This window comes from Faecalibacterium taiwanense (assembly GCF_036632915.2).
GTDB classification, from domain to species: domain Bacteria; phylum Bacillota; class Clostridia; order Oscillospirales; family Ruminococcaceae; genus Faecalibacterium; species Faecalibacterium taiwanense.
In genome coordinates this window covers 850,583-863,130 of sequence record NZ_CP155552.1, presented here as the reverse complement: position 1 = coordinate 863,130, position 12,548 = coordinate 850,583, and the positions used below count along the sequence as shown (strand labels likewise).

General features: G+C 49.8%; 14 protein-coding genes and 3 pseudogenes. 11 read left to right on the top strand and 6 right to left on the bottom strand.

The genetic code is table 11. The annotated features are described in order from the left end of the window. Window positions 1–56: 56 nt before the first annotated feature. The 3 genes and pseudogenes from PXT33_RS04240 to PXT33_RS04230 form a co-directional block, all read right to left on the bottom strand. Window positions 57–1,019 carry a YafY family protein gene (locus PXT33_RS04240; RefSeq protein WP_006773000.1) on the bottom strand — a complete coding sequence of 321 codons (963 nt, stop codon included), beginning with the start codon at window positions 1,017–1,019 and terminating at the stop codon, window positions 57–59. A gap of 169 nt (window positions 1,020–1,188) precedes the next feature. Then, window positions 1,189–2,067: a DUF4261 domain-containing protein gene (locus PXT33_RS04235; protein ID WP_006059617.1), complete on the bottom strand. Its 879-nt coding sequence runs from the start codon at window positions 2,065–2,067 to the stop codon at window positions 1,189–1,191. Beyond that, window positions 2,064–2,375 (bottom strand): annotated as a pseudogene (locus tag PXT33_RS04230) (spondin); the annotation flags it as partial. The pseudogene PXT33_RS04230 and the gene PXT33_RS04235, both read right to left, overlap by 4 nt. Before the next feature lie 3 nt (window positions 2,376–2,378). Here PXT33_RS04230 and PXT33_RS04225 point away from each other — a divergent pair. Then, window positions 2,379–3,113: a DUF4366 domain-containing protein gene (locus PXT33_RS04225; protein ID WP_332376002.1), complete on the top strand. Its 735-nt coding sequence runs from the start codon at window positions 2,379–2,381 to the stop codon at window positions 3,111–3,113. Window positions 3,114–3,173: 60 nt separating this feature from the next. On the opposite strand, the gene PXT33_RS04220 is transcribed toward PXT33_RS04225, so the two are convergent. The 3 genes from PXT33_RS04220 to PXT33_RS04210 all read right to left on the bottom strand — a co-directional run bounded on the left by PXT33_RS04220 (window position 3,174) and on the right by PXT33_RS04210 (window position 4,896). Further along, window positions 3,174–3,506 carry a hypothetical protein gene (locus PXT33_RS04220; protein ID WP_156075035.1) on the bottom strand — a complete coding sequence of 111 codons (333 nt, stop codon included), beginning with the start codon at window positions 3,504–3,506 and terminating at the stop codon, window positions 3,174–3,176. A gap of 150 nt (window positions 3,507–3,656) precedes the next feature. Next, window positions 3,657–4,370: a DUF4367 domain-containing protein gene (locus PXT33_RS04215; RefSeq protein ID WP_306508499.1), complete on the bottom strand. Its 714-nt coding sequence runs from the start codon at window positions 4,368–4,370 to the stop codon at window positions 3,657–3,659. Continuing rightward, window positions 4,363–4,896 carry a sigma-70 family RNA polymerase sigma factor gene (locus tag PXT33_RS04210; protein ID WP_243145086.1) on the bottom strand — a complete coding sequence of 178 codons (534 nt, stop codon included), beginning with the start codon at window positions 4,894–4,896 and terminating at the stop codon, window positions 4,363–4,365. Before PXT33_RS04210 ends, PXT33_RS04215 begins: the two co-directional genes overlap by 8 nt. Window positions 4,897–5,277: 381 nt before the next feature. Between PXT33_RS04210 and PXT33_RS04205 the strand changes: the two are divergent. The 10 genes and pseudogenes from PXT33_RS04205 (at window position 5,278) to PXT33_RS04160 (ending at window position 12,547) form a co-directional block, all read left to right on the top strand. Further along, window positions 5,278–7,310 (top strand): annotated as a pseudogene (locus PXT33_RS04205) (DNA topoisomerase 3). Continuing rightward, window positions 7,300–8,196, top strand: a complete 897-nt coding sequence (locus PXT33_RS04200; RefSeq protein ID WP_347070544.1) for an LPD16 domain-containing protein — start codon at window positions 7,300–7,302, stop codon at window positions 8,194–8,196. Before PXT33_RS04205 ends, PXT33_RS04200 begins: the two are co-directional and overlap by 11 nt. A gap of 8 nt (window positions 8,197–8,204) precedes the next feature. Beyond that, on the top strand, window positions 8,205–8,720 hold the full coding sequence (locus PXT33_RS04195; protein ID WP_302276719.1) for a YodL domain-containing protein: 516 nt from the start codon (window positions 8,205–8,207) through the stop codon (window positions 8,718–8,720). Next, window positions 8,710–8,913 carry a transposon-transfer assisting family protein gene (locus tag PXT33_RS04190; RefSeq protein WP_044954181.1) on the top strand — a complete coding sequence of 68 codons (204 nt, stop codon included), beginning with the start codon at window positions 8,710–8,712 and terminating at the stop codon, window positions 8,911–8,913. Before PXT33_RS04195 ends, PXT33_RS04190 begins: the two co-directional genes overlap by 11 nt. 286 nt (window positions 8,914–9,199) lie before the next feature. Beyond that, complete coding sequence (locus tag PXT33_RS04185) at window positions 9,200–10,726, top strand: sodium ion-translocating decarboxylase subunit beta (RefSeq protein WP_217298113.1); 1,527 nt, start codon at window positions 9,200–9,202, stop codon at window positions 10,724–10,726. Between the two features lie 179 nt (window positions 10,727–10,905). Beyond that, the gene (locus PXT33_RS04180; RefSeq protein WP_005945547.1) at window positions 10,906–11,295 is read left to right on the top strand and encodes a hypothetical protein; all 390 of its coding nucleotides are present in this window, start codon (window positions 10,906–10,908) and stop codon (window positions 11,293–11,295) included. 23 nt (window positions 11,296–11,318) lie between these two features. Continuing rightward, window positions 11,319–11,480 (top strand): hypothetical protein, encoded by a 162-nt coding sequence (locus tag PXT33_RS04175; protein ID WP_165852646.1) that lies wholly within the window; start codon window positions 11,319–11,321, stop codon window positions 11,478–11,480. A gap of 84 nt (window positions 11,481–11,564) precedes the next feature. Further along, window positions 11,565–11,789: pseudogene (locus PXT33_RS04170) on the top strand (hypothetical protein); the annotation flags it as partial. Window positions 11,790–11,822: 33 nt separating this feature from the next. Then, on the top strand, window positions 11,823–12,026 hold the full coding sequence (locus tag PXT33_RS04165) for a transposon-transfer assisting family protein (protein WP_044954185.1): 204 nt from the start codon (window positions 11,823–11,825) through the stop codon (window positions 12,024–12,026). Between the two features lie 173 nt (window positions 12,027–12,199). Further along, complete coding sequence (locus PXT33_RS04160; protein ID WP_005921745.1) at window positions 12,200–12,547, top strand: DUF6054 family protein; 348 nt, start codon at window positions 12,200–12,202, stop codon at window positions 12,545–12,547. Window position 12,548: the final 1 nt, after the last annotated feature.

Below are 12,548 nucleotides of genomic sequence, written 5' to 3'. Positions count from 1 at the left end.
AGGATAAAAATTTCATTTGAAAAGAGGTGTTAAAAATCAATAACACCTCTTTTGCGCTATATAAATTCCTGAGCGATTTGCTGCATTTCCGTAATGCACTCTTTGGGAGAGAGAATTTTTATTTTCCCTTTGAATTTGAATATCCAGCCATAAAAAGTTCCACTGGGGTTCACTTCAATTTTGGCTGTGAAGTGTGTATCATCATACCTATCAACAGCAGCATCTTCTCCATAATGATCTATGATTACTCTCATCAATTCGTTTTCACATAGAAGGGTTACTTCCTTCGATGACTCCGATGTAAACATATCAACCATTTTATTTGTATAGGAGGCTACATCAAATCCCTCTATCGGCATAAAGTAAGTTTCCAGATTTTCTACACTTGTTAGCCGATCTACACGGAAGTGAGCAATTTTCTGATGCTTCAGAGAAAATCCAATCAAATAGTAATGGTCATTTTTCCATTCAAGCGCATAAGGATTTACGACATAATAATATCCATCATGCTTTAAGATTTTCTTTTTTTCTTGAGTATATTCATAGTATTGGAACCGAATTTGCTGATGGTTTCCAATCGCTGTTTGGATATTGTCAATGATGTAGTAAACCTTTTCATTATGCGGTTTGACACGGCTGGATAAAGCAGCAAATTTTTGAAGCTGCTTTGCCTGATGTAGACTGGTCAGACGGCATAATTTCTGCACCAGCTCCTCAGACTTCTTGGCAGAAATGATCTTCGAGGATGCTACTGCGTCTGTCAGCATTTTCAGTTCTGGATACTCAAACAGGCGGTTTCCCATAAAATATTGGTTTTGGGTACTCTTAACCACCACAATATCAATCCCCGCATCGATCAGCGCATTGGTATCTGCGTAAACAGTCTGCCGCACTGCCTGAATTCCTTTTCCATTCAGATGGGCAATGATGTCAGATACTGTGGCGGGATGGTTTTCATCGGTCCGCTCATAGAGAAACCGGAGTAATTCCAGTATCCGCATATTTGTTGAATTCTGCATACTTCACCTCCTCGATTCTTAAAATGGCCTATTTTGTATGGTGTCCAGCCCCAAAGACCAGAAGCAGGGCGACAGCACAGAGAAGCAGGCCGATCCAATTTCGATCTATAATCAGCTTGATCACCGCCACAAGCAGAAGTCCGCCTACCAGGAGCACAACGCCATTCATTCAGCGTCCTCCCGAAGCATAGTTTCCCATGTTGATGTCCAGCACCCCTCTGGGCGGCTGGATCAGGGCGTCCTCATACTGGCACTTCCACTGGATCTCCCGACACATCTGGCCATCCGCCACGCCGTCTATGGTTTCACCATCCCCAATGGGATTATCATGCTCCAGAATATAGGACGCAACATTATAGGCGTGGTTTACCACCCAGTTTGGGTCCATGTCGTGGAAGTGGTACTGGAGGTCGGGCAGAAACAGGGTACTCATGCCCACCGTGTCGATGAGCATATCCTCAGTGCCCTCAATGTTAAAGAAGCGGACATTGACCCCAAAGCGGATGAACCGATCCGGACCCTCAATCTGGTGGGAGCGTACATCCTCTGCCAGAAACAGCTTGCCGCAGTTCTGGAAATAGAATGCCTCACAGGTGGGGTACAGCTCCGCAAGAGCCTCCAGAAAGTCGGCATCCAGGTTGGCACGCTCCAGCGCCGGAAGTGTCGCAGCCAGCATATCGGTGGCTACCACCTGATATTTGCACTCCCGGAAGATCCGCTCCCGGTCCTCCTGGCAGTCCCACATCTGGCTCATCAGGAAGGCATCAAAGCCTTTGCCCTTGAACTTGTCGCATTTCATCACCATCAGCTGCACCGGGCATTTTCCGTCCTTGAACTCTGCAATATGCTCCTGTGCGGCAAAGCCAGCCATTTTCTTATCATAACAGAAGCACTCTGTTGATCCGATGTGCTTCTCCATTACAGCAGTCATTTTTTCTTTATCCGGCATTTCTACCGGCTCTTTGAACAGCATCTGAATGAGATAGGGGCCACCGGGCTGGGGGCCTTTTTTGTCGTCCAGATTTTGCTGGAAAGCTTTATTGCTCATTTGGTTTCCTCCTTCTTTTCTGGGAACAGTTTCCACCGAAACTCCAGCTCTTTCTGGACAAACTCTTTCGGCAGGCCGCGGGGGTTGGCGATGAGATACCATACCCGAAAGGTGCGCTTCTTCGGATCTGTTTCCTGCCGGTAGAGCTGATAGCCCGCCTCATCCTCCTGTGTCCACTGTCCTGTCTGCCGCTTGGCCTGCACAAAGGGTTCCACCACCTGGTCCAGTTCCTCTCTGGTGCGGCTTGAGGCCCAGGCTTGATCCACATCATTGGCGTGGGAGAGGTGGAACAACATCGAACCCATCTGATAATGAAGATGATGAATAAGTTCTGCGCCCTGATGCTGTCGGTGGCACTGTGCGCTGGCATGGCGGCTCCTGCTTTTGCCTATGGCGGTGAGCCTGTGGAGGAAGCGGAGCAGCCTGTCCTGACTTCTACCACCGATGAAGAAGATGTAGTCACCGTGACCGATGAGGAAACCGGTGCCCTGACCCCGGAGGGCAACCTGACGCTGGTGGACGACTACAACACCAACTATTCTGATGGCAGCGGTCAGCAGTTTATCACGCTGGTGTCGAAGTCGGGTGCGACTTTCTATCTGGTGATAGACCGCAACGCCAAAGGGCAGCAGACCGTCCACTTTATGAATCTGGTGGACGAAGCGGACCTTTTGACACTGATGGAAGAGGATGCCGCCGATGCCTACACCGCTGAAAAAGAAGCAGCGGCGCAGGCGGAACAGGATAAGCTGAAAGCCGAGGAAGAAGCGAAAAAAGCCGCCGAAGAAGCGGCAGCATCCGGCGAGGAACAGCCCAAGGAAAACAAGGTCACAAGTATCGCATCCGGCTTTCTGGGTGTGATCGTGCTGATTGCGCTGGCGGCAGGCGGCGGCTTCTACGCTTTCACAAAGCAGAAGCAGAAAAAGCAGGCCGAAAAAGAAGCCCTTGACCCCGATGCAAACTACACCGAGGACAAGGGCGATTTTGAGATTCCCACCGAGGACGAGCCGGAGGACACCGGCGAGGAAGATACCGAACCCATCTGATTTTAAGGCGGCATTTGCCGCCGTACATAACTATCATTTGTGTATTTTTCGGAAGCGCAATCATTGTGGCCGAATGCTATATATCGTATCAAATTGGTATGGATCTGATTGTAAAACTTTTCCATTTGAAATCACGATAATTGTTTCGCCTTCTTTAATTTGCGATAGTTGAACTTGCCCTTTCAAATAATCTGATGCTCCATGAATTATGTATTCATCATCGGCATCATACAACTGGTTTTTTGCTATTGCATAGATACAGTTCTCTTGCAAATCCACATTTGTGACTGTGAGCTTCGATTCTTTTCTATCTAAAAAATTCACTTTGAAAAAACCAAAGGAAAAAACTACTATCATTGCAGTGCAAATGCTGAAAACCACTTTCTTTGTCATTTTATACACCTCTATTTTTTTGCTTCCAATAGGAGCTTTTGCTTAGTCAACGTAATTCGCCTTATGTTTGTGACAGCTTTTTTGAAAAAATCTCTGTTTTTCGTTATGTTTGTACGCTTATACAAAAAATCTCCATGTTATTTGTTGATTCTAACAAATAACATGGAGGCTCATATTAAAAATGTTTTCAGCGATTCTCGCAATCTCATCTTGTGAGATGTTTCCCATAATCGTGTTTGAAATGCCTCTCTGCTCCCAGCTTAAAATATATACTGTATCGCCGTTCTTTTCTACGCTCGTTCCCAAAGTTGCGTCTGCGTCTCCAACTTTTACGTTCTCATAAGTTGTATGCTCATTGTCAAACGAGGACTGTTGCCCCGGCTGTATAATGGAGCATCGAACAGTATATCCTTTGCCGCTTCCTTTTGACGAGTGAACGTGCAAAAAGTTTTCTGCGCTTTCAAATTCCTGCTCACGATCTCGTTCAAAGCCGTCCGGCACATAATGATCGCTGTATCCATCCGGCAATCGTTCCAACGGTTCGCCGTCCACTTGATACGTCAGCTGCATCTCAATCGGCAAGAACTTCTGAATCATCGTGTAGACTGCCTTGCGGAAGTCCGCACTTACTGTAAGCGCACCGAGAGTTAAAATTACCAGCGTCAGGGCCGCAATAAGCACTCGTTTCAGCACAGGGCGGCGTTTATGCAACGCCGCTTGCAGGCGGGCATCCCATCGGGAAGTGTCCGGGTAGCGTTCTTTAAGCTGCGCCGGAGTTGGTAGCTCGTTCAGTTCTTTCTGTGCATCTGCATGGATTGCCATCATCAACGCAGTGTCAAAAGAAACTTCTGTCTGCTCACTCATAGTGGTTCAACTCCTTCCACAATAGTTTTCTTCCACGGAAAAGCCGCATCCGAACCACTTCGTCCGTCAGTCCAAGCGATTTGGCAATCTCCCGGTTGGTGTAGCCCATTGCCAAAAGGCGCAGTGGGTCACGGTACATCGGTTTCATCTGTCCGATCAGTTCTGTCAGGTGTTCGATGTTGTCGGCGCTGACTGCTGCATCATCCGGCACCGGGGCACCATCTGGTGCGTCCGATACTTCTTCCAGCAGCTCTTCTCGCTGATTGCGAAGCATATCGTATGCACGGCTTCTACTACAACTAACGAGATAAGCGGCAAGTTCGTGACAGTTTTCTCGATGAATTTTAGAAAAATTTTTGGCAACGTACAAAAACACTTCTTGCAGTACGTCTTCTGCCAGATACGAATCGCCCATAATTTTGTAAGCGGTATGATAGACCAGCCGCTTGTAAGTATTATATACAGCTATAAACTGTTCTTCATTGCTTTGATCGTCAAGAACAGCTAAGTACAGAGAAAGCAACACAACCACCTCCAACTGATTCGCAACGATTGGATGTAGTGTACCACGAACCAACAAAAATGTCGAATGTCACTAATGTTGTAAAGGAGCGTGATGCCATGACCCAACCAAAAACTGACCTCGCCTATTTCCGTAGCGAAAAAGCCAAAGCAGAGCAGAAGCTGCACTACCGCAGAAGAAGCCCTTGACCCCGATGCAAACTACACCGAGGACAAGGGCGATTTCGAGATTCCCACCGAGGACAAGCCGGAGGAATCCGATGAGGAAGATACCGAACCCATCTGATTTCAAGGCGGCATTTGCCGCCGTACATATCCAAATGAAAACAGATTGGAGGGAACGCTTATTTTAATTCTAGTTGTAGCAGAAAAGCCCTCGGTTGCCATGTCCTACGCCAAAGTCCTCGGTGCCACCAACCGCAAAGACGGTTATCTGGAGGGTAACGGCTATCTGGTAAGCTGGTGCGTTGGTCATCTGGTGGAACTTGCTCCGCCCAATGTCTACGATGCCAAGTACGTCAAGTGGAGTATCGCGGATTTGCCCATCCTGCCGCAAAAGTGGCAGTATCTGGTGTCTGTGTCCACCAAAAAGCAGTTTGGCATTCTGCAAAAGCTGATGCACCGCCCGGACGTGGACAGCATTGTGAACAGTTGCGATTCCGGCCGGGAGGGAGAACTCATCTTCCGCTTAGTGTACCAGCAAGCAGGCTGCAAAAGCCCTTCTCTCGCCTGTGGCTGTCCAGCATGGAGGAAAACGCCATCCGGGAGGGCTTTGCCCATCTCAAACCGTCAACTGAATACGATGCCTTGTATGAGGCGGCTTTATGCCGGGAACGCGCCGACTGGATGGTCGGCATCAACGCGTCCCGGCTTTTTTCGTGCCTGTACGGTCAACCGCTGGCGGTGGGGCGTGTTATGACCCCAGTACTTGCCATGACGGTGGTTCGGGAAGCCGCCATTGCCGCCTTTGTGCCGGAGAAATTCTACACGGTGGATCTGGAACTGACCAGTGGCTGCACGGCATCCAGCACACGGTTTGCACAGAAAGCGGATGCCGAACTGCTGCTTTCCAAATGCCGAAAGGAGGGGCGTGTCACGGTGCAGAAGATGGAACGCAAGGAGAAATCCGAAAGCCCGCCGCAGCTCTATGACCTTACTGCATTGCAGCGGGATGCCAACCGTCTGCTGGGATTTACGGCACAGCAGACCTTGGATTATGCCCAAAGCCTTTACGAAAAGCGGCTTATCACCTACCCCCGCACGGACAGCCGGTTTTTGACGGAGGATATGGCGGCTTCCCTTCCGGGACTGGTGACGGACACGGGCAGGGCGTTTGCCGTGGAGGAGCCGATTCCCATCCATGTGCAGCAGGTCATCAATGGCGGCAAAGTCACCGACCACCATGCGCTGCTGCCTACGAAAAGCATGGCAAACGCAGATCTTGCCGCCCTCCCTGCCGGGGAGCGGAATGTCCTGCGGCTGATTGCCGCACGGCTGCTCTGCGCTGTGGGCGAACCGCACTGCTATGCAGAAACTACGCTCACCACCATCTGCGCCGGAGAGGAATTCTCCGCAAAAGGCAAGTTGGTGCTGTCCGATGGATGGAGAGCCATGGAGCGGAAAATGCTGGGCGAACTGTTGGGCAAGCAGAAAGAACCGGCTGTTCTGCCCGATGTGCAGGAGCAGAGCCAGTGCAGCGTTGCCGGTGTCGAACTGAAAGAGGGTCAAACGTCTCCGCCAAAGCATTTCACCGAGGACCTTCTACTTCATGCGATGGAAATCGCCAGTGCAGACAGTATGCCGGAGGGCGTAGAACGTCAGGGCATCGGTACCCCGGCAACGAGAGCCGCCACCATCGAAAAGCTGGTGCAGAAGGGCTTTCTGGAACGCAAGGGCACCAAGAAAACCAAGGTGCTGCTGCCCACGGATAAGGGAAAAGCCCTCATTACCGTAATGCCCGAAGAGATTCAGTCTGCGGATATGACGGCTGACTGGGAAGCGAAATTGCTACAAATCGAACGTAGCGAAATGGAGCCGAGTGAATTTATGACTGAGATCAATACGATGATTACCGAACTGGTAAAGAATACGGAAATGAAAAAAGGAGTAAATGCGCTTATGAAAAACAAAATCATTGGTGTCTGTCCGAACTGCGGTGCAAATGTTGTGGAGCGTGAAAAGGGCTGGTTCTGTGAGAACAGGGAGTGCCGTTTCGTGCTGTGGAAGGACAATGCGTTCTTCAAGCGTCTGGGTAAGCGACTGGATTCCCATGTGGCGGACAAGCTGCTGCGGGATGGCCGTGTCCGGCTGAAGGACTGCAAGAGCGCCAAGGGCAAGACCTACAATGCCACCGTGCTGCTGTCCTGTGAGGCCGATGGCCGAAGCAGGTTTTCTCTGGAATTTGAAGGTGGGTGCTGATGGAGCAGAAAAAGAAGCGGTTTACCTTATCAACGATGAACGCTATCTCCACCTCCGGGAAAATGGCGCAGGCGTCGGCTTTGCCACCTACAACAAGGTAACTGGTGAGCCGCTGGAAAGCGGGCAGATCTCGGAAAAGAACCTGCCGCCCGATGGCAGGAACGCCATTTCTGCCGCCCGGAACTGGTATCTGTTTGAACTTTCGGACGATGACCGCAAGGTCATCCAACAGGAAAGCGTAAAGATCCTCGAAAACATCCCGCAGGCGGGCATCGGCAGACGGCGCATCTGGGAGCCGGAAACGCTGCCGAGGGATATTCGTCTCATCAACAGCCACTATGATGACCTCTATCGCATTCCAGATGGCGGCGTGATTCAGGTGGATTACCCGGATGGGCACAGTTTTACGGCACGGGTGGAACATCTGGATGATTATCACTTTGACATGGGCGGTCTGGGCAATGTGTTCCACATCTGCCAGTTTGCCGAAGTCATGGAACGAAACCATGCCGACTTCTACCCGGAGATTCAGACACAGGACGAGCAGGCGGCGTGGGAACTGGGCGGCAAAGGCTACCTTGCCATCCAGTCTTGTGAGGATGGATGGGACTACACCCTCTACCACAGCGATTATTCTGTGATGGACGGCGGGCAGCTGGGTGCCCCGGAACTGACCATTCAGGAAGCCCGTGAGCAGATTCTGGAAGCACACCACATGGAAAAGGGCCGGCGGCTACTGCGGGACTACGATGCAGTCATGGATAAAGTTGCGGAAGCCGAGGAACTGAGTGCAGACCATCGCCCTTCCACACTGGAAAAGCTGGCAGAACTGGCAAGTGATGCGTCTGCGCCAAAATCCTCTGCACGTTCTGCGCCAGAACTGTGAGGTGGACGATGCAGCAAAAATGGAACCAGAATTTTGACGGTGAACCCATGACGGACATCCCGCAGAAGTTTCTGAACGCAGGGTGCGATGTTTATATGGTGATGCAGCTGCGGCATGACGAAAAAATCCTTGATGAAAGATTTGCTTCTATGCGGGAGTTGAATCGTCGAGGCAAAACGCCCGACCCGGAGCATTACGAGGTCACCTACTATGCTGATCTGCCCGCCATGTGGCAGGATGTGCCAGACAACGAGGTTCTGGAAGAACTATTTCAGATGTTCAACCTCTCCCGTCCGCAGGATTTTGAGGGGCACAGCCTGTCGGTCAGCGATGTGATCGCACTCAAACGCAATGGCGAGGTGTCTGTGCATTATGTGGACAGCATCGGCTTCAAGGAACTGCCGGGGTTTCTGGATACAAAGCCGGAACGTCCTTCGGTGCTGATGAATCTCAGGGAAAAGTGCGATGCCCCGGAGTGCAATCCCACTGTCTGCCGGAAAGCGAGGGATGGACATGAACTTTAACCACGAGGAACTCATGCTGATGATGCTCTACAACTCCGGCACCCGGCTAGGGCTTATCCACGAACTGCGGCTCATGCAGTGCTACCTGATGCCGGATGAAACCGCCCTGCGAGAACTGTCGGAGGGCGTTATCGAAAAGCTGAAACTGGTGACCGATGCAGAGTTTGCCGAGTTGGAATTTCCGCTCGACTGACTTTTGCCGCCTGCGGGCGGCATACATATTCTCTTTTACAATGCCATTTGGTGTGGTATACTGAACTCGACAACTCGGAAAGTTGCAGGGGTAACAGAAATGAAAAATAGAATAATCGGTATTATATTTTTAACTGTCTTTGTGTCAATCAACCTTTGGGCCATTCTGACAAAGAACTATTCCAATTCATTTCTGGCAGGAATTGCAGGAATGTGTCTTGTTACCGCAATTCTTTATCTCCGAAAAGGAAAAAAATAATCAAATTTCTGTTTAAGAGGATCAGCCGATGGACAAAACATTTCAGAAATTATTACAGACTGACATTGATCTTTCATCCTTAGGCGTAGAACGCCGTACAGATAACGAACCATATTTTTGCACACCAAAGGGTGCGTCTGTATTTGGTTGGACCGGTGTGGATGGAATCCACTTCTGTTTTGTTCGTGGCTTTGGCGGTATGGTTTTTGCTGTCAGCCCGGCGAACACATTTCCAAACTATGTTCATCCGTTGGCAAAAAATTTCGCTGATTTTCTGCGGCTACTGCTTGCCTGCGGCGATGTGGCAGCATTGGAGCAGGCATGGATGTGGGATAAGGCACAATTTGAAACCTTCTTACAGGACAACCCTCCCACGCAGGAGCAGCAGGAAACCCTTGCGCTTGTCGCTACGAAATTAAAGCTGATGCCAATGGAGCGGCCATGGGCATATATCAAAGAGCTTCAGGCATCTTTTGATTACAGCAAAATCAAGTACACCAAAGAATATTACGATGTTGTGGACCAGAACGCAAAACCAGCTATCCCGGAGTGGAAAGTCTACTTTGAGGGAAACTTCTGGGGACATTCGGGAAAAGAACGTGCCGGAACAGAAGTCCCCTTGAATCAGCAATTTGAATGGGCCGGGCATCATTGGATCATTCCTGCGGCGTATTCGTGCAGCAAGGGGTTCGTTGTGGACTTTTGTATGCGTACCCCGGAGGAAGACATTCGCAAGTTCATGACTAAATGGGATTTACACCCCGAAAACGACTCTTGTGAATACTTCACGCAGGAGCAGCAACTGCAAATAGATTTAGAAAATCCACTTTGTCTTGACTTTATTCCTCGTTTGGAATTGAACGGGAAAACAATGCCGACCTCCCACGGTTGCTCGGTGGTCTTTAATCCATGTTTGCCAGACGGGATGATCAATGAAGCGGAAGCAAAGTGGGCATTGGAACACTATGATTTGGATACATCCTATGGGTGGATGATTTTTCGGGCGGCATTTCCGTGGACAAGCAAACGCCGTCCTGAAATAAAATCCCTCTCCCTTACGATGGAGCAACGGCCATGCCGTGTGCCGGGACCACATTTCCAGACACACGCTCCCGGTGATTCGTTTTCTTTCCTCCATCCGGTCAGCGGAACAAACTATACATTGACCGTGCAGGAAATAGAGCAACAAACAATTCCTCAAAAGTGTTTCGGTTCTGACCGCTGGGTTTATCCGACACACTTTACCGTCATGCGTTATACGCTTTTCCCTGAATCGGAGGAAGATATCTCGATTTGTGATTGCTGCGATGGAGATAAGCCTATGGAAATTGCTGTGGAGGGAGACACCTTCACGCCGGAAACCCAAAATAATGCTTGCGTAGGCATTATCGGTGGAGCTGACGGACCAACAGTGATTATGCCTGGAGAAAAATCACAAGGCAGGCTTCATGCTGCTTGCTCAGCACTGCACTTTGAGCCGGTTCGGGATGATGTAGAGTGGTGCACAATGTTCAGTATTAAGAATTTTGATGAAACGACGATCAACCTTATATAACAGGAATACGATGACGACTTTCAGCTTGTCGATGGTTGTCAACTGGGATAATTGTCATAAGCCATCACTCCGAAAAATTTTCATAACCCGCAAGAAAGTGGGCTTGATAGAATACTTTCATTCATGCTATACTAAAATCAGTTTTAATGCACAGAAAAATTGAAAGCGGAGGATAGCCAATGGACACCAAAAAAAGATCACCCATCGACCGCCTGCTTTTTGCCACCTTTCTGAAAGGCCGCACATCTTCCCGTGATGTATGGGAAGAAAAGGGCGATATGACCCCCGAAGATAACCAGAAGATCATCGAGGAGACCAACGAGATCATCAACGATGATTCCACCTATCCCTTCATCAGCTACCTGTCCGACCTGCTTGCAAAATCCAAACCCTCCGATGAGGCGGTCATAAAACTGCACGACTGCATTGAAAAAGTTGCAGTTACGTTGGGGCAGGACAGCACCGATGTGTTCCGTGCGCTCCTTGCAAAACTGATCGAGGAGCCGGAAGAAAAGCAGACCTTTGACCGTCTGCTGGAGATGGCCGAGAAATTGGCGGCAAAGCACTGAGATAACTTTACGAGGTGATTTCAATGAGCTACGGATGGGCAACTGTTTTCACTTTAGCGGCATGGTTTGCAGGACTTGTGGTTGATGTAAATGTGCGGGTCGGCGACCTCGGTTTACGAACAGTGCTTCCTGTCATCGTGATGGGGTGCTGCGTTATGAAGTACATAAAGGACAATAGCAAATAATCTTATCTCAATACACTTTCCAGCGGGCGACCACAAAACGGTTGCCCGCTCTTTTTATGCTCAAAAAATGGAAGGAGGAACGCTATGCCAAGCAAAACCGAAGAATATCTCGCCCTTGCCCAGCGCACGGCCAACGGCTTGACCCGATACTGGGAAAGCTGGACGGACTACCTGACCACCGCATCCCGGCTGTACAAGTACAGTTTTGCGGACCAGCTCATGATCTACGCCCAGCGCCCGGATGCCACCGCCTGCGCCGACTTTGACATCTGGAACAACCGGATGAACCGTTATGTGCCCCGGAGTGCAACCCCATCGTCTGCCGGAAAGTGAGGGATGCGCATGAACTTTAACCATGAGGAACTGATGCTGATGATGCTCTACAACACCGGCACCCGGCTGGGGCTCATTCACGAACTGCGGCTCATGCAGTGCTACCTGATGCCGGACGAGACCGCTCTGCGGGAACTATCGGTGGTGGTTATCGAAAAGCTGAAACTGCTGACCGATGCAGAGTTTGCCGAGCTGGAATTTCCACTGGACTGACTTTTGCCGCCTGCGGGCGGCGTACATAAAGTATTTTGTTCTTCCAAAAGATATGCTATAATCAAATCAGACAAAATTCCTCTCTTCAAGCGATTTCTCCGCAATTTTCCTGTGGCTCTGCTCATATCAAAAATAAGGGACCGATTTTTAATTGTCAGAACGGAGGAACCATTATGGCAATCTTTGAAAAGACCATCCGAAACAAGAATTTTGACAAACTGCTTCGGAAGCTGGAAAATGAAATCCCGGACAGCAGTTGGTCGGCAGATTTAGAGGCAGGCAGTGATTTCAAAGAGGGCGATGCCCGGTGCAGTGTCCGTGTGTTTGAACGGTACAGCATGATGGGCGGCAACCGCCTGAGTCTGACACTGACCATGTTCCAGAATGGAGATAGCCCGATTCGGCTGTCTGCAATTACAGCGGGCGGCAGTCAAGCGGTGTTCTTCAAGGTGAACACCCTCGGAGAAGAATCTTTTCTGGACGATGTAAAGGACCTGCTGGAAGAAATTTTGGAGGAGTAAA

What these genes read in the sequence shown, in the direction of transcription:
- PXT33_RS04215 (WP_306508499.1), bottom strand. Translation starts at nt 4,370, where the DNA reads ATGAGTGAGCAGACAGAAGTTTCTTTTGACACTGCGTTGATGATGGCA.
- PXT33_RS04175 (WP_165852646.1), top strand. Translation starts at nt 11,319, where the DNA reads ATGAGCTACGGATGGGCAACTGTTTTCACTTTAGCGGCATGGTTTGCA.
- PXT33_RS04165 (WP_044954185.1), top strand. Translation starts at nt 11,823, where the DNA reads ATGAACTTTAACCATGAGGAACTGATGCTGATGATGCTCTACAACACC.
- PXT33_RS04235 (WP_006059617.1), bottom strand. Translation starts at nt 2,067, where the DNA reads ATGAGCAATAAAGCTTTCCAGCAAAATCTGGACGACAAAAAAGGCCCC.
- PXT33_RS04180 (WP_005945547.1), top strand. Translation starts at nt 10,906, where the DNA reads ATGGACACCAAAAAAAGATCACCCATCGACCGCCTGCTTTTTGCCACC.
- PXT33_RS04185 (WP_217298113.1), top strand. Translation starts at nt 9,200, where the DNA reads ATGGACAAAACATTTCAGAAATTATTACAGACTGACATTGATCTTTCA.
- PXT33_RS04240 (WP_006773000.1), bottom strand. Translation starts at nt 1,019, where the DNA reads ATGCAGAATTCAACAAATATGCGGATACTGGAATTACTCCGGTTTCTC.
- PXT33_RS04220 (WP_156075035.1), bottom strand. Translation starts at nt 3,506, where the DNA reads ATGACAAAGAAAGTGGTTTTCAGCATTTGCACTGCAATGATAGTAGTT.
- PXT33_RS04190 (WP_044954181.1), top strand. Translation starts at nt 8,710, where the DNA reads ATGAACTTTAACCACGAGGAACTCATGCTGATGATGCTCTACAACTCC.
- PXT33_RS04225 (WP_332376002.1), top strand. Translation starts at nt 2,379, where the DNA reads ATGAAGATGATGAATAAGTTCTGCGCCCTGATGCTGTCGGTGGCACTG.
- PXT33_RS04195 (WP_302276719.1), top strand. Translation starts at nt 8,205, where the DNA reads ATGCAGCAAAAATGGAACCAGAATTTTGACGGTGAACCCATGACGGAC.
- PXT33_RS04160 (WP_005921745.1), top strand. Translation starts at nt 12,200, where the DNA reads ATGGCAATCTTTGAAAAGACCATCCGAAACAAGAATTTTGACAAACTG.